12 protein-coding genes, 1 other RNA gene and 2 pseudogenes are annotated in these 14,937 nt (G+C 65.6%); 10 read left to right on the forward strand and 5 right to left on the reverse strand.

Annotation, left to right across the window (positions count from 1 at the left end; genetic code table 11):
* Nucleotides 1-32: 32 nt before the first annotated feature.
* From NQE15_RS23200 to NQE15_RS23220, 5 genes are read left to right on the forward strand one after another with little or no spacing between them, the layout of a single operon-like run.
* Complete coding sequence (locus NQE15_RS23200) at nucleotides 33-2,135, forward strand: TonB-dependent receptor (protein WP_265945210.1); 2,103 nt, start codon at nucleotides 33-35, stop codon at nucleotides 2,133-2,135.
* Nucleotides 2,129-3,307: an exo-alpha-sialidase gene (locus NQE15_RS23205; protein WP_265945212.1), complete on the forward strand. Its 1,179-nt coding sequence runs from the start codon at nucleotides 2,129-2,131 to the stop codon at nucleotides 3,305-3,307. The genes NQE15_RS23200 and NQE15_RS23205 overlap by 7 nt, the downstream gene beginning before the upstream one ends.
* Nucleotides 3,304-3,768 carry a TlpA family protein disulfide reductase gene (locus NQE15_RS23210; RefSeq protein ID WP_265945214.1) on the forward strand — a complete coding sequence of 155 codons (465 nt, stop codon included), beginning with the start codon at nucleotides 3,304-3,306 and terminating at the stop codon, nucleotides 3,766-3,768. Before NQE15_RS23205 ends, NQE15_RS23210 begins: the two co-directional genes overlap by 4 nt.
* Before the next feature lie 4 nt (nucleotides 3,769-3,772).
* Nucleotides 3,773-4,174: a hypothetical protein gene (locus tag NQE15_RS23215; RefSeq protein WP_265945217.1), complete on the forward strand. Its 402-nt coding sequence runs from the start codon at nucleotides 3,773-3,775 to the stop codon at nucleotides 4,172-4,174.
* Nucleotides 4,147-4,455, forward strand: a complete 309-nt coding sequence (locus NQE15_RS23220) for an energy transducer TonB (protein ID WP_265945219.1) — start codon at nucleotides 4,147-4,149, stop codon at nucleotides 4,453-4,455. Before NQE15_RS23215 ends, NQE15_RS23220 begins: the two co-directional genes overlap by 28 nt.
* A gap of 13 nt (nucleotides 4,456-4,468) precedes the next feature.
* On the opposite strand, the gene ssrA is transcribed toward NQE15_RS23220, so the two are convergent.
* Both ssrA and NQE15_RS23230 read right to left on the reverse strand, forming a co-directional pair.
* Nucleotides 4,469-4,793: a transfer-messenger RNA gene (gene ssrA, locus NQE15_RS23225) on the reverse strand.
* A 7-nt stretch (nucleotides 4,794-4,800) separates the two neighbouring features.
* On the reverse strand, nucleotides 4,801-5,397 hold the full coding sequence (locus NQE15_RS23230; protein ID WP_265945221.1) for a riboflavin synthase: 597 nt from the start codon (nucleotides 5,395-5,397) through the stop codon (nucleotides 4,801-4,803).
* Nucleotides 5,398-5,523: 126 nt separating this feature from the next.
* Between NQE15_RS23230 and NQE15_RS23235 the strand changes: the two genes are divergently transcribed.
* The 5 genes and pseudogenes from NQE15_RS23235 to NQE15_RS23255 all read left to right on the forward strand — a co-directional run bounded on the left by NQE15_RS23235 (nucleotide 5,524) and on the right by NQE15_RS23255 (nucleotide 11,612).
* The gene (locus NQE15_RS23235) at nucleotides 5,524-6,663 is read left to right on the forward strand and encodes an ABC transporter substrate-binding protein (RefSeq protein WP_265945223.1); all 1,140 of its coding nucleotides are present in this window, start codon (nucleotides 5,524-5,526) and stop codon (nucleotides 6,661-6,663) included.
* A gap of 99 nt (nucleotides 6,664-6,762) precedes the next feature.
* Entirely contained in the window at nucleotides 6,763-7,902 is a 1,140-nt protein-coding gene (locus NQE15_RS23240) for an ABC transporter substrate-binding protein (RefSeq protein WP_265945224.1), read from the forward strand.
* Nucleotides 7,903-8,001: 99 nt separating this feature from the next.
* Nucleotides 8,002-9,036 (forward strand): annotated as a pseudogene (locus NQE15_RS23245) (branched-chain amino acid ABC transporter permease); the annotation flags it as partial.
* A gap of 57 nt (nucleotides 9,037-9,093) precedes the next feature.
* A pseudogene (locus NQE15_RS23250) lies at nucleotides 9,094-10,850 on the forward strand (ABC transporter permease subunit).
* A gap of 3 nt (nucleotides 10,851-10,853) precedes the next feature.
* On the forward strand, nucleotides 10,854-11,612 hold the full coding sequence (locus tag NQE15_RS23255; protein WP_265945225.1) for an ABC transporter ATP-binding protein: 759 nt from the start codon (nucleotides 10,854-10,856) through the stop codon (nucleotides 11,610-11,612).
* 27 nt (nucleotides 11,613-11,639) lie between these two features.
* On the opposite strand, the gene NQE15_RS23260 is transcribed toward NQE15_RS23255, so the two are convergent.
* From NQE15_RS23260 to NQE15_RS23270, 3 genes are all read right to left on the reverse strand, one after another.
* Nucleotides 11,640-11,924 carry a cytochrome C oxidase subunit IV family protein gene (locus NQE15_RS23260; RefSeq protein ID WP_265945226.1) on the reverse strand — a complete coding sequence of 95 codons (285 nt, stop codon included), beginning with the start codon at nucleotides 11,922-11,924 and terminating at the stop codon, nucleotides 11,640-11,642.
* Between the two features lies 1 nt (nucleotide 11,925).
* On the reverse strand, nucleotides 11,926-12,519 hold the full coding sequence (locus NQE15_RS23265; protein WP_265945227.1) for a cytochrome c oxidase subunit 3 family protein: 594 nt from the start codon (nucleotides 12,517-12,519) through the stop codon (nucleotides 11,926-11,928).
* A 115-nt stretch (nucleotides 12,520-12,634) separates the two neighbouring features.
* Nucleotides 12,635-14,920, reverse strand: coding sequence for a DUF6600 domain-containing protein (locus tag NQE15_RS23270; protein WP_265945228.1), 2,286 nt, complete (start codon nucleotides 14,918-14,920; stop codon nucleotides 12,635-12,637).
* Between the last annotated feature and the right edge of the window lie 17 nt (nucleotides 14,921-14,937).

Below are 14,937 nucleotides of genomic sequence, written 5' to 3' on the forward strand. Positions count from 1 at the left end.
ATTTTTTGATACACATCAATTAGGATTCGATGATGAAGAATTCCGCAATGCCCCCGTTGGCGCTGGCTCTGTTGGCTGCCGTTATGCCGGCGCGAGCCGCTGCCGCTGATCAGGCCCTCGGCGAAGTCACCGTCACCGCCACCCGCGAGGGGCAGCTGGTTGCGGAAACCCCGGCCAGCATCGGCGTCATCAAGGAAAAGACCCTGCGCGAAGTCCGCCCGAGCCACCCCTCCGAGATCATGGGCCAGGTGCCCGGCGTCTGGGTCAATGTCACCGGCGGCGAGGGGCATCAAACGGCGATTCGCCAGCCGCTGACCACCAGCCCGGTCTATCTTTATCTCGAGGACGGCATCCCGACCCGGTCGACCGGCTTCTTCAACCACAACGCCTTGTACGAGGTGAACCTGCCGATGGCCGGCGGCATCGAGATCAACAAGGGGCCGGGCAGCGCCCTCTACGGTTCCGATGCGATCGGCGGCGTGATCAACGTCCTGACCCGGAAACCGCCGACCAAGGCCGAGATCGAAGGCTCGCTGGAAGCCGGCTCCTACGGCTGGAAGCGCGCCCTGCTCACCGGCGGCAATGCCTTCGGCGACCATGCCTTTCGCGCCGACCTCAATCTCAGCCACACCGACGGCTGGCGCGACCATACCGCCTACGACCGGCAGAGCGGCACCCTGCGCTGGGACAGCGCGATCGGTAACGACGCCGTGCTGAAGACGGTCGCCACCGTCTCCAACATCGACCAGGAAACCGCCGGCAGTTCGGCCATTTCGAAGAACGATTACGACCACAACCCGCGCACCAACTACACGCCGATCTCGCTGCGCAAGGTCCAGGCCTTCCGGCTGTCGAGCGCCTACGAGCGGGAGTCCGGCAACTCGCTGTTGAGCATCACCCCCTACTACCGCTACGACAACATGGACCTGCTGGCCAACTGGACGCTGGCCTACGACCCGACCCGCTACACCACCGAGAACCAGTCCTTCGGCACCCAGATCAAGTACCGCCACGACTTTGCGCCGCTCCGCACCCGGCTGATCGTCGGCGTCGACCTCGACTACAGTCCAGGCAGCCGCCTTGAAGACAGCATCGTCCCGACTCGAATCGGCAGCGGCTATACCGCGATCTACACCAGCTATCGGAGCGGTCCCCGGGTCTATGACTACGACGTCAGCTACCGCGGCATCTCGCCCTACGTCCATGGCGAGATTTCCCCGCTGCCCAAACTGCGGCTGACCGGCGGCCTGCGCTACGACAGCGTGACCTACCAGTTCACCAACCATTTCGCCAACACGCCGATCCTGGCTGGCGGCCGCTACTACGGCCAGGTCGCCGACACCGATATCGACTTCAATCACCTGAGTCCGAAACTCGGCGCGACCTATGCCTTCACCGAATCGCTGAACGGCTTCGTGGCCTACAACCATGCCTTCCGCACCCCGTCCGAAGGCCAGCTCTTCCGCCCGGCAGTCGCCGGCAGCGCCGCCGCCGCCCGCATCGCCGCCGACTCGGCGCAACTATTGAAGCCGATCAAGGTCGACAGCTACGAAATCGGCGTTCGCGGCAAACTGGGGGTTGCCGTCAATTACGAAGTCTCGCTCTATCACATGACCAAGAAAGACGACATCCTGAGCTTCAAGGACCCGGTAAGCAATATCTCGACGGCCACCAACGCCGGCAAGACGCTGCACCGCGGCGTCGAGTTCGGCCTCGGTGCCCAGTTGGCGTCGCTGTGGCGGATCGACAGCGCGCTGTCCTACGCCAAGCACACCTACGAAACCTGGAAAATCGGCAGCACCGACTACAGCGGCAAGGAAATGGAACTCGCCCCGCGCGTCATCGCCAACAGCCGCCTGACTTTCGGCCACGGCGAGCGCGGGCTGGCCCAGCTCGAATGGCTGCATTTCGGCAGCTGGTGGTCCGATCAGGCCAATAGCGCCAAATACCCGGGCCATGACGTGCTCAACCTGCGCGGCCAGTACCCGCTGGCCCGCGACATCAGCTTGTTTGCCAACCTCCATAATCTGGCCGACCGGCGCTATGCCGAAAGCACCGGCGTGACCTCGGGCTTCGAGACCTTCGCCCCCGGCCTGCCGCGCACCCTGACCGCCGGAGTCCAGGCCAAATGGTGAGGCGACTGGGCGCGCTGCTCGCCGGCAGCCTGATCGCCGCCGTCGCGCTGGCTCACGACCATGGCGCGGCCAAACCGGATTATGCGCAGATGTGGCAGGAGAAGCAGGACAAGGCGCCGCGCCTGGCCGTCGCCGCCAGCTTCGACGCCGACGGTCGCCTCTGGCTGCTGCGCGCCGTCGGCCGGCAGTTGCAGCTCAGCCGGACCGAGGCACCCGGCCAGCCGTTCACGGCGCCGGTTACCGTCAATCGGACCCCGGAACTGATTTCTGCCGATGGCGAGGCCCGCCCGCAGCTTGCCATCGTCGGCCAGCGGGTCTATGTCAGCTGGACGCAGGCCCTGCCCCAAGCCTTCGCCGGCCACATCCGGCTCGCCGTTTCCGCCGATGGCGGGCGCAGCTTCGCCGAGCCGCTGACCATCAATGACGATCTCGCCCCGATCACCCACCGCTTCAATGCCATGCTGGCCGACGCCCAGGGCGTCACCGTGGCCTGGATCGACAAGCGCGACGGCCAGGGCCGGGCCGACTATCGCGGCGCCGCGATCTACAGCGCCCGCTCCAGCGACGGCGGGCGCAGCTTTGCGGCGAACCGGAAACTCGCCGATCACTCCTGCGAATGCTGCCGGCTCGGCCTGGCAGCCGACCGCGACGGCACCCCGGTCGTCTTCTGGCGCCACGTTTTCGCGCCCAATCAGCGCGACTTCGCGCTCGCCCGTCTCGACGAAACACCGCGCCGCGCCTCGGAAGACGGCTGGGCGATCGACGCCTGCCCGCACCATGGCGGCGCGCTGGCTATCGATGCCGAAGGCGGCCGCCATATCGCCTGGTTCACCGGCGCCGAGCAGTCACCCGGCCTGCACTACCGGCGCATCGACGGTGAGGCGATGACGGCGCCGCTGCCCTTCGGCAATCTCGATGCCCAGGCCGGCCATCCGGCGCTCGCCGTGCACGGCGCCAGCGTCCATCTCGTCTGGCGCGAATTCGACGGCCGGGAAACCCGCATCGTAGCCCTGCGCTCGACCGACCGCGGCCAGTCCTGGTCGGCGCCGGCAGCCCTCGCCAAGACCGCGGGGGCCGCCGATGATCCCTTGCTGATCGCCGGACGGGACGCGCTCTGGCTGGTCTGGAACACGGCCGACGACGGCATGCAGCTGCGCCAGGTCACGCCATGAGGTGGCTCGTTCTTCTCCTCGCCTTGCTCGCCGGCCTCGCCGAGGCCGACGTCCGCCCGTTCGGCCCGGGCAGCCTGCAGCAGATCCAGGACGAACGATCCGGCAAAGCCTTCATCCTCACCCTGTGGTCGGCCACCTGCATCCACTGCCCGAGCGAGCTCAAGGCGCTGGGCGAACTGGTGCGCCAGCATCCGGGTCTCGACATCGTGCTGGTCGCCGCCGACACGCCGGCCGACACGCCGCAACTGGAACGGCTCGCCGCCGATTACGGTCTGGGCCGGCAGGCGCAATGGGTATTCGCCGACGCGCAGCCGGAAAAGCTGCGCTTCGCGATCGACCGCCGCTGGTTTGGCGAACTGCCCCGCACCTACTTTTTCGACGCCCGACACCGGCGCGAAGCGAACTCCGGCGTCGTGCCGCTCGAGCGCCTAGAACGCTGGGTTCGCGAACACGTAAAATAGCAAGATGATTTCCCAGCGCCTCGACTTTCAGCCCGAGCTCCCCGAATGGCGGAGAAGCGGTCGCTTTGTGCTGCTCGCCGTGCTCCTGCACGCCGTCGTGCTGTTCTCGCCGCTGCAAGTCGCCATCGGCAAGCTGGAAATTCCCGAGCCGACGACGATCATGGTTCGCCTGGTCGAAACCGTCTCGGCACCGCCGGCCAAGCCGGAGATCGTCCCGCCCAAACCGCTGCCGCCGACGCCGGCCGCTGCGCCTCGGGAGCGCGTCAAGCCGACGCCCCGCCCGCTACTCGCCATGTCCCCCGAACAAAGTGCTTCGCCGGCAGCTTTTGCGGTCCCCGAGGCGGTCGCCCCCCGGCAGCCACACCGGCGCCGACGGTCGTGGCGAGCACTGCGCCGGTCGCGGTGACGACCGCCCGCTTCGACGCCGCCTACCTGCACAATCCGGAACCGAAATATCCGCCACTATCCCGCCGCCTGGGCGAAGAGGGCAAAGTATTGCTCAAGGTACGGGTCAGCCCGAACGGCCAGCCGACGATTGTCGAACTGGAACGCAGCAGCAGTTTCGAACGGTTGGATGAAGCGGCCCGCCAGACCGTGGCGCGCTGGCGCTTCGTTCCCGCCAAGCGCGGTGACGAGGCGGTCGAGGCCTCGGTCATCGTGCCCATCGTCTTCCGGCTGGAAAGTTAGGCGAAGTCAGAATTGACGACGGGGACCGAAGTCCCCGCCGGCTATCTTTGGTAACAAGGCTCTAGCAGCCCCGGCTAACCGTTTTTAGGCGGCAATAGCGAATTGCTCATCATTGGCAATTATGGATTTGCTTCATTAACGTCGATCGCCTGACGAGTTGCCTGCGCACCTTTGCCCGCCCTGTCGAAGCCAGTACACCCCCAACTAAACACACCGTATGCGCTTAGGTGGAGGTGAGGGGAATCGAACCCCTGTCCAGAACGCCTCCAGATTGCCGGAATTACAACCATGCTTCGATTATGGGGGCGGGGAGGGCGATTTACAAGGACCGCCCCGGCCATTTTTTCAGGCCTCGCGTTCGGCGCTGAGCAGACGCTCGCAATAGCGGGCGATCAGGTCGATTTCCAGATTGACCTTGCTGCCCGGCTGAAGGCGACCGAGCGTCGTGTTTTCCAGGGTGTGGGGGATCAGGTTGATGGTGAAGTCGGTGCCCTTGACCTCGTTGGTGGTCAGGCTGGTACCGTCAACGACGATCGACCCTTTGCGCGCGATGAACTTGGCAATGTCCTTTGGGGCGCGGATTTCGAGCAGGCGGTTGTCGCCGACCGGGTCGAAGCGCAGCACCTCGCCGACGCCGTCGACGTGGCCGGAGACCAAGTGGCCGCCGATCACGTCGTTGAGACGCAATGCCTTCTCCAGATTGACCGGGCCCGGGGCATCGAGGCCGACGGTACAGGACAGGGTTTCCGGCGAGACGTCGACCATGAAGTGATTGCCTTCCTTGGCGACAACGGTCAGACAGACGCCGTTATGGGCGATCGAATCGCCGAGAGCGACGTCGGCGATATCGAGGGCGCCGGCTTCGACATGCAGGCGAAAGCCCACTTCGCGGGCGGTCAGGTGAGTGATGCGGCCGACCGCCGCAACGATTCCAGAGAACATGGCAGGACCTGTTTTGAGCAAAGGGCAAACTTTATCACGGGCATTTGATCAGGCGGCTTGCGGGAAAGCCGTCCAGATTATAGGGTTTTAACCTTTGCGTAATCGATTCATCCAGGGGAGACAAAATTGAAGAAAACACTGCTCGCTACGCTGCTTTCGACCCTCGCCGTCGGCGCGCTGGCCGATATCAATGTCGGCGTCACGCTATCCGCCACCGGTCCGGCCGCCTCGCTCGGCATTCCGGAAAAGAACACCATCGATCTGCTGCCGAAGAGCATCGCCGGGCAGAAGGTCAATTACATCGTCCTTGACGATGCTTCCGACACGACCACCGCGGTCAAGAACACCCGCAAACTGATCAGCGAATACAAGGTCGACCTGATCATCGGCTCGACCACGACGCCCAACTCGCTGGCCATGGTCGACGTTGCCGCCGAGGGTGAAACGCCGATGATCGCGATGGCCGCCTCGGCCCGCATCGTCGAGCCGATGGACGAGAAGCGCCGGTGGGTCTTCAAGACGCCGCAGAACGATGCCCAGATGTCCACCGCCATCGTCGAGCACATGACCAACAACAATATCAAAACCGTGGCCTACATCGGCTTTTCCGACGCCTACGGCGAGGGCTGGTGGAACGAATTCTCGAAGCTGGCCGAAGTGCGCAAGATCAAGCTGGTCGGCAACGAGCGCTTCAACCGCACCGATACCACGGTGACCGGCCAGATCCTCAAGATCCTTTCGGCCAAGCCCGATGCTGTCCTGATTGGCGGAGCCGGCACACCGGCCGCCTTGCCCCAGAAGTCGCTGAAGGAAAAGGGTTTCAAGGGCACCATTTACCAGACCCATGGCGTCGCCAACAACGACTTCCTGCGCGTCTGCGGCAAGGATTGCGAAGGTACCGTACTGCCCACCGGCCCGGTGCTGGTCGCCGGCCAGCTGCCGGCCGACAACCCGGTCAAGAAATCTGCCGTCGAATACCAGAGCAAGTACGAGGCCGTGCATGGCAAGGGCAGCATCAATGCCTTCGGCGGCTATGCCTGGGATGCCGGCCAGCTGCTGGCGAACGCCGCCCCGGCGGCGCTCAAGAAGGCGCAGCCAGGTAGCCGCGAGTTCCGTCTGGCGCTGCGCGATGCGCTGGAAGGCACCAAGAATGTCGCCGGCGCCCATGGCGTCTACAATATGAGCGCCACCGACCACCTTGGTCTCGACCAGCGGGCCCGGGTCATGGTCACCGTTCAGGAAGGAGCCTGGAGGCTCGCCCGCTAAGTTGCTGCGACCAGTGTCGATGCGTGGCACCTCGGGCCTTGGGTCGGGGTGCCACATGCTAAAATTTCCTTTTTACGTTTCGGATTCGGGATAAAAACCATGCTCAAGAAACTGACCGTTGCCGTTCTCGCTGCTTTGTCCACCGCTGCGCTGGCCGACATCAACGTCGGCGTCTCCGTCTCGGCCACCGGCCCGGCGGCTTCGCTCGGCATCCCGGAAAAGAACACCATCGCTCTGCTGCCGACTACGATCGGCGGCCAGAAGGTCAATTACATCGTGCTCGACGATGCCACCGACCCGACCGCGGCGACCAAGAACATCAAGAAGCTGGTCACCGAGAACAAGGTCGATGTCGTGATCGGCTCGACCACCACCCCGAACTCGCTGGCCATGATGGACGTCGCCGTCGAAAACGAGACGCCGCTGATTTCGATGGCCGGCTCGGCGATCGTCGTCGAACCGATGGACGCCAAGCGCCAGTGGGTTTTCAAGACAGCCCAGAACGACGCCCACATGGCGACCGCGCTGGTCCAGCACATGACCGACAAGAATGTCCAGACCGTCGCCTTCATCGGCTTTGCCGATGCCTACGGCGAAGGCTGGTACAAGGAATTCGCCAAGATCGCCGAAGCCCGTAAGCTGAAGATCGTCGGCAGCGAGCGCTTCCAGCGCAACGACACCTCGGTGACCGGCCAGATCCTCAAGATCATGGCCGCCAAGCCGGATGCCGTGCTGATCGGCGGCGCCGGCACCCCGGCCGCCTTGCCGCAGAAGGCGCTCAAGGAAAAAGGCTACAAGGGCCTGATCTACCAGACGCACGGCGTCGCCAACAACGATTTCCTGCGCGTCGGCGGCAAGGATGTCGAGGGCGCCTTCCTGCCGGTCGGACCGATGGTCGTCGCCGCCCAGCTGCCGGCCGACAACCCGGTCAAGAAGTCGGCACTGGAATACGTCACCAAGTACGAAGCGGCGCATGGCAAGGGCAGCATCAGCTCCTTCGGTGGTCACGCCTGGGATGCCGGCCAGTTGCTGCAGAGCGCCATTCCTGTAGCCCTCAAGAAAGCCCAGCCGGGGACCAAGGAATTCCGCAAGGCCTTGCGCGACGCCCTCGAAGGGACCAAGAACCTGGCCGGCGCCCACGGCATCTTCAACCTGACGCCAAACGATCACCAGGGTTTCGACCAGCGCGCCCGCGTCATGGTCACCATCGAAAACAACACCTGGAAACTGATCAAGTAATCACCGGCCTGCGGCTGATCCAGCGCCGCAGCGCCATCGCGCTCTGACCATCCAGCGGCGGCCCGCTCCGGCGGCGCCGCGCTTTTTCGTTTCAGGTTCATGGACCTCCAAATTCTCCTACTCCTTGGCCAGGATGGCATCACCAACGGTGCCATCTATGCCTTGCTGGCCCTCGCCCTGGTGCTGGTCTTCGCCGTCACCCGTGTCATCTTCATCCCGCAGGGAGAATTCGTCGCCTTCGGCGCCCTGACCCTGGCCTCGCTGCAAGCCGGCCAGGTGCCGGGCACGATCTGGCTGCTGCTCGGGCTGGGCAGCACGGTCGCCGTGCTCGACGGCATCCGTCTGCTACGCGAGGGCCGTTACGCCAAACTGCCACCGCTGCTGATCTTCAATGTCGGCGGGCCGCTGCTCGCCGCCGCCGGCCTCTTCGCCGTGCCGCCGACCCAGTTGCCGCTGGCGGTGCAGGTCGTAATCTCGATGCTGCTGGTCGTCCCGATGGGGCCGATGATCTACCGCATCGCCTTCCAGCCGCTGGCCAGTGCCTCGGTGCTCGTCCTGCTCATCGTCTCAGTCGCCGTACACCTCGCCCTGATCGGCCTCGGCCTGCTCTTCTTCGGCGCCGAAGGCTCGCGCACGCCGGCCTTCACCGACCTCAGCTTCGAACTGGCCGGTGCCCCGCTGCAGGGCCAGACCATCCTCGTCGTCGTCGCCTCGGCGCTGCTCATCATCGGCCTCTATTTCTTCTTCGAGCGCACCATCTACGGCAAGGCCCTGCGCGCTACCGCGATGAACCGCACCGGCGCCCGCCTGATGGGCATTCCGCCGGTCCTCGCCGGCAAGCTGTGCTTCACGCTGGCCGCCGCCATCGGTGCCTTCTCCGGCATCCTGATCGCGCCGATCACCACCATCTACTACGACTCCGGCTTCCTGATCGGCCTCAAAGGCTTCGTCGGTGCCATCATCGGCGGTCTCGCCTCCTATCCGCTGGCCGCGTTGGGCGCCATCCTGGTCGGCCTGCTCGAGTCCTACTCCTCTTTCTACGCCAGCGCCTTCAAGGAAGTCATCGTCTTCACGCTGATCATCCCGGTGCTGCTCTGGCGTTCGCTGACGACACGCCATGTCGAGGATGACGACGAGCATACCGACGAGGTCAATGCCGAACCGCACGACGCCCGGCCAAAACTGCGCTGGCTGCGTCACCTGCCCTTCGTCGCCTTCATCGGCCTGCTGCTGGTCGCGCCCAGCCTCCTGCCCGAGTTCTCGATCACGCTGCTCAACTACATCGGCCTCTATGCCATCGTCGCGGTCGGGCTCGTCCTGCTGACCGGCGTCGGCGGCCTGACCTCGTTCGGGCAGGCCGCCTTCGTCGGCCTCGGCGCTTACACGACGGCCGTCCTGACCACCACCTACGGCCTCTCGCCCTGGCTGACGCTGTTCATCGGCCTCGCTATCACCGCCGCCGTCGCGCTGTTCCTCGGCTTCATTACGCTACGCATGGGCGGCCACTATCTGCCGTTGGGCACCATCGCCTGGGGCATCAGCCTGTATTTTCTGTTCGGCAACCTCGAGTTTCTCGGCGGCCACACCGGCATCACCAGCATTCCGGCGGTATCGCTGTTCGGTTGGGAGTTGAAGTCGGGCAATCAGTTCTACTACCTGATCTGGCTGGTCGTGCTGCTCGCCATCGTCGCCATCCGCAACCTGCTCGATTCGCGCGAGGGCAGGGCGATTCGCGCCCTGCGCGGCGGCGTCGTGATGGCCGAGGCGATGGGCGTCAATACCCAGCGCACCAAGATCGTCATCTTCCTGATCGCCGCGCTGCTGGCCAGCGCCTCGGGCTGGCTGTACGCCCACCTGCAGCGCTTCGTGAACCCGACGCCCTTCGCGCTGAACCAGGGCATCGAATACCTGTTCATGGTCGTCGTCGGCGGTATGGGCCATGTCTGGGGCGCCGTGCTCGGCGCCGGGCTGATCACTGTCCTCAAGCAATGGCTGCAGGACTGGCTGCCGCAGATTCTCGGCCAGAGCGGCAATTTCGAGATCATCGTCTTCGGCATCGCCATGGTCATCGTGCTGCAGAAAGCCCGCGTCGGCCTGTGGCCGGTCATCGTCAAACTGCTGCCCAGCCGCAGCCGGCAACGCACGGTTCCGACTGCCGACATACTCGCCAAACGCCCGTCGGCGGCAACCGGCACGGTGCTGCTCGAAGCCGCCGAAGTCACCAAGCGTTTCGGCGGCCTGGTCGCCAACAACAACATGGACCTCAACGTGCGGGCCGGCGAAGTGATGGCCCTGATCGGCCCGAACGGCGCCGGCAAGAGCACGATGTTCAACTGCATTTCCGGCGTCGATCCGGCCAGCGAGGGGAAAATCGCCTTCCTCGGCGAATCGACCGTTGACCAGGGGTCGCGCGACATCGCCCGGCGCGGCATGAGCCGGACCTTCCAGCACGTGCGTTTGCTCGGCCAGATGTCAGTCATCGAAAACGTCGCCATCGGCGCCCATTTGCGCGGCAGCAAGGGCGTCATCGCCGCCGCGCTGCGCCTCGACCGCGCCGAGGAAAACCGCCTGCTCGCCGAAGCGGCGCGCCAGATCGAGCGCGTCGGCCTCGCCGAGCACATGTTCGACCCGGCCGGCAGCCTGGCCTCGGCCAGCAGCGCATTGTCGAAATCGCCCGCGCCTTGGCCTCCGACCCCTGCCTGCTGCTCCTCGACGAACCGGCCGCCGGCCTGCGCTACAAGGAAAAACAGGCGCTCGCCGAACTGCTCCGCAAGCTGCGCGCTGAAGGCATGGGCATCCTGCTCGTCGAGCACGACATGGATTTCGTCATGGGCCTGGCCGACCGCGTGGTGGTCATGGAGTTCGGCGAGAAGATCGCCGAAGGGCTGCCCGAGGAGGTCCAGCGGAATCCGAAGGTGCTGGAAGCCTATCTGGGCGGCGTGGAGTAAGACATGAGCAAGCACTCACACCTGCACGACAACGAGGTCATTCTCGACGTCAAGAACCTGCGTGTCGCCTATGGCAAGGTCGAGGCGCTGCACGAAGTCAGCCTGACCATCCGCCGCGGCGAGATCGTCACCGTGATCGGCCCCAACGGTGCCGGCAAGACGACCCTGCTGGCGGCCCTGATGGGCTTGCTGCCATCGCGTGGCGATATCGTTTACATGGGCCAGGCCCAGCGCCAGGAACGCTCGGTCGAACACCTGGTCCGCCACGGCATGACGCTGGTCCCGGAAAAGCGCGAGCTGTTCGCCGAAATGAGTGTCGAGGACAATCTGCTGCTCGGCGCCTTCGACCGCTACCGCACCGGCCACCGCGACCAGATGGAAACCATGGACGAGGTGTTCGAGCTCTTCCCGCGCCTCGAGGAACGCCGTGCCCAGCTGGCCGGCACGCTGTCCGGCGGCGAACGGCAGATGCTGGCCATGGGCCGCGCCCTGATGGCCAAGCCCAAGCTGCTGATGCTCGACGAACCGAGCCTCGGCTTGGCCCCGCTGATCATCAAGGAAATCTTCCGGATCATTGCCGCGCTCAAACAGACCGGCGTCGCCATCCTGCTCGTCGAGCAGAACGCCCGCGCCGCGCTGCAGGTTTCCGACTACGGCTACGTACTGGAGACTGGCGAGGTTTCGCTGGCCGGGCCGAGCGCCGAACTGGCGGCCGACCCGCGCGTGATCGAAGCCTATCTCGGCCTCGGCCACAAGCACTAGCGCCACGACGACAAGGGCTGGCGCTAGCTAGATCGCGGTCAGCCGCGCCAGCAGCGGGCCAAACAGGTCGACGGCGATGACCATCGCCGGCAGGACGTAGAAATAGGCGTTCATCAGCCGGCGAATGCGCCGGTTGGCGCCGCCCAGCTCCATGAAGTGGTCGATCACCAGCCGCCCCTTGATGGCGATCACCGCCGCCACGATCAAGGTAATAGCCAGCCCGGGCTCAGCCGTTTCGCCGAGATAACCGCCGCCCAGGGTCAGCACGAGCAGGAAGAGCCAGGCCAGGGTCAGTTTGCGATCGTGGCTCATCTCAGTGCCAGACATAGGCGATCGGAAAAATGATCAGCCAGGCGAGGTCGATGGTGTGCCAGTAGCAGGCGAAAGCCTCTAGCCCTTCGTGATCCTCCGGCGAATAGGCGCCGGCCCAGGTCCGCGCCATGACCCAGAGGATGCCCAGGCTGCCCCAGCCAACATGGACCAGATGGTTGAAGGCCAGGTAGTAGTAGGTGGTGAAGAAGACGCCGGTCGAGCCGTTGATGCCCTGCTCGCCGTACCAGGCGAACTCGATGGTCTTGACGATCAGGTAGCCGACCCCACAGGCCAGCGCGCCGCCCAGCCAGTACAGCGTGTGGCGTGGCCGGTTGTGGCGGATGGCGCCGAGCGAACGGGCGACAAAGTAGCTGCTACTCAGCATCAGCACGGTGTTGATCACCCCGGCGCTGGTTGCCAGGCGGGCCGGGCCGTCGTGGAAGGCCTCCGGGTTGTGGGCGCGAGCCAGGAAAAAGACAATGAACATCAGCGCGAACTCGGTCAGTTCGCAGAAGATGCCGACCCAGATGCCCTTGTTGCCGGGAATCCGCCCGGCCGCCGGTTCAGGAAACGGAAGCGTGGTTGCCAGACTCAAGGCCTGATCCCCGGAAGTTGTTCACAGGCCGATTCTGGACAACTGCCGCCTTTACTTCCTTGATGCGCGGCAAAGATCGCCCGGCTTGCCGGGCGATCTGGCAAAACGCCTGGGCCTAACGCCCGCGTTCGTCGCGGTCGCGGTCGCGCTCGCCGCCACGGCCACGGTCACGTCCCCGCGACTCCTGTTGCGCCGGTACAGCCTGCGGTTGGGGCTGTGCTTGCGGCGCTGACTGCGGTGCCGGAGGAGCTGGCAGGCGGACGGCCGGGGCCTCGCTGGGGCGAGGTACCGGGCGCGACTCCGCGCGCATTTCGCGGCGGAACTCCCGTTCGCGTGGCGGCGGAGCCGACTGGGGAGCGGCTTGCGGCGGTGCCCGAATCACCGGTGCCGGGGGTGGCGCCTCCGGCGTGCGGAAAGCCGGGGACTCGGAGGAACGGGGTGCCGAGCGTGGTTCGTCGCGCATTTCGCGGCGGAATTCCCGTTCCCGGGACGGCGATGGCAGTGCCGGTTGGGGAGCTGCCTGCGGTTGCGGCGCCCGCACTGCTGGCACCGGTGACGATGCTTCCGGGGTGCGGAAAGCCGGCGCCTCGACGGAGCGGGCCGACTGACGGGGTTCGTCGCGCGTTTCACGCCGGAAGTCGCGTTCCCGGAATGCCGGCGGCGCTGATTCCTGGGGACGGAGGGCCGGGGCTTCGCTAGCGCGGAGCGACTGGCGCGGCTCGTCGCGCATTTCGCGGCGGAAGTCGCGCTCGCGGGGTGCCGGCACCGCCTGCGGCGCGCCTTGCGGTATGGCCTGCACCGACGCGGGCGACTGGAACTGGGCTTCCGGGCGAAAAGCGGGCGGGGCGGAATCGCGTGCGCCCTGCCTTTCCTGGCGCTCCTGCCGCGGCACATCGCGCCCGTCGCGTCCCGGCTCCCGAACGGACCCGAACGGCGACATGGCCGGGCGCTCATCCCGGGCTTCGCGCCGTGGCAGCGGGCCATCACCCCGACGGTTCGCCCCGTCGAACTCGCGAGCCGGCGAGGCAGATTGCATCCGCGCCCCCGAATCATCGCCGCGCCGGCCCTGAAAAGCGGGTTGTTGGCGACCTTCCGGACGCACCCGCGCGGCGGCAGGCGGCGCCAGCCAGTCGGCGCTCGGCGCCCGACCAGCCAGCGGGGCGCGTCCGAGGTCGTAGCGTTCGGCCCGGCGGACTTCGGTTGGCGTGATCGATTGCCCTTCGCGGAGCAAGCTGGCCGGCACCACGGTCACTGCCCGCGCCGTAGCGCGATGGGCGAACTGCTCGTGGCCTCCGGCACGGACGGTGCGGTCGATGATGCTCACGTCACGCACATGGGTGACGTTGATCTGTCGGACATAGCCGGCACTATGCTGATACCTCGGTACAAAGACCTCGCGCGGCGCGAGGGGGAACCAGCCGACTGCCGGCGCCGAACCGAAACCAAAGCTGACGCTCCAGCCTGGATTGCCCAGCCAGCCGACCAGCGCCGGGGCATAGACCGGCCGGGTCGAATGGTGGCCGGGGGTCCATCCCCAACGCCCACGGATCAGCGCCCAGCGCCCATAGTGGAATGGCGTGAAGCCCCACGGCGCCTGGTCGATCCAGGTCCATCCCCAGGGGGCCACCCAGGCCCAGCGCCCGAAGCGATAGGGCGCCCAGTCGTCGCCCACGCCGCGCGGGTACCAGACGCTGCCGTATTCATCTTCCGGACGCCAGTCGCCATAGGCATCGAGGTCCTGATAACCGGTCATGTAGGGTGACACATGACGGCGCGTAACGCTGGCCAGTGTGGCATTCTCGCGCTCGGCGACCCAACGGTCGAAGCCATCTAGATCGGAATCGCCCTCGATCGACACTCGGCCATCGCTCTCGAAGCTGGCCCTCTGGCCGGCGGCAACCGGCGTTATCCGCCCACGATCATCCAAAATGGCCTGCCCGGCCTGAGCGCTCAGTTCGCTGTGGTCAGAAAAGACATCGATCCGGTAACGACCGGGGGTCGCGAAACGAATGCTACCGTCCGGGGTATGGACCGTGACATCGTCCGCCTGGTCGCGATCGAGAATGCTGACGGCGAGACTGCCTTCATCGAGTTGCAGGCTGACTTGGCGGTCATCGACGATGACGAACTCGGAACGGCTGTTGCTGCCCAGCCGATAGGCGGTAGACCCGATCCAGATTTCGGCCCGCCCACGGCGGTCGGTTTCGAGCATTGCACCGCTGCTGATCGGCCAGTTGAGCGCAGCCGCAGTAGCCTCATCATCGCGGTCGGCACGAAAATCGACCCCGTTCTCAATCAGCGCCAGACGCCCGACCCGGGCAGGCGGGTCGGCCAAAGCGATGGCCGGAAGCAAGGCCAAAACCGCCAGCGCAACGCGGGCAAAAGACGAGAAGGAAGACATGATCAACTCCTGAAAAG

This window comes from Dechloromonas sp. A34, assembly GCF_026261605.1.
GTDB lineage: Bacteria > Pseudomonadota > Gammaproteobacteria > Burkholderiales > Rhodocyclaceae > Azonexus.

What these genes read in the sequence shown, in the direction of transcription:
- NQE15_RS23205 (WP_265945212.1), top strand. Translation starts at nt 2,129, where the DNA reads ATGGTGAGGCGACTGGGCGCGCTGCTCGCCGGCAGCCTGATCGCCGCC.
- NQE15_RS23260 (WP_265945226.1), bottom strand. Translation starts at nt 11,924, where the DNA reads ATGAGCCACGATCGCAAACTGACCCTGGCCTGGCTCTTCCTGCTCGTG.
- NQE15_RS23255 (WP_265945225.1), top strand. Translation starts at nt 10,854, where the DNA reads ATGAGCAAGCACTCACACCTGCACGACAACGAGGTCATTCTCGACGTC.
- NQE15_RS23270 (WP_265945228.1), bottom strand. Translation starts at nt 14,920, where the DNA reads ATGTCTTCCTTCTCGTCTTTTGCCCGCGTTGCGCTGGCGGTTTTGGCC.
- NQE15_RS23215 (WP_265945217.1), top strand. Translation starts at nt 3,773, where the DNA reads ATGATTTCCCAGCGCCTCGACTTTCAGCCCGAGCTCCCCGAATGGCGG.
- NQE15_RS23240 (WP_265945224.1), top strand. Translation starts at nt 6,763, where the DNA reads ATGCTCAAGAAACTGACCGTTGCCGTTCTCGCTGCTTTGTCCACCGCT.
- NQE15_RS23200 (WP_265945210.1), top strand. Translation starts at nt 33, where the DNA reads ATGAAGAATTCCGCAATGCCCCCGTTGGCGCTGGCTCTGTTGGCTGCC.
- NQE15_RS23210 (WP_265945214.1), top strand. Translation starts at nt 3,304, where the DNA reads ATGAGGTGGCTCGTTCTTCTCCTCGCCTTGCTCGCCGGCCTCGCCGAG.
- NQE15_RS23230 (WP_265945221.1), bottom strand. Translation starts at nt 5,397, where the DNA reads ATGTTCTCTGGAATCGTTGCGGCGGTCGGCCGCATCACTCACCTGACC.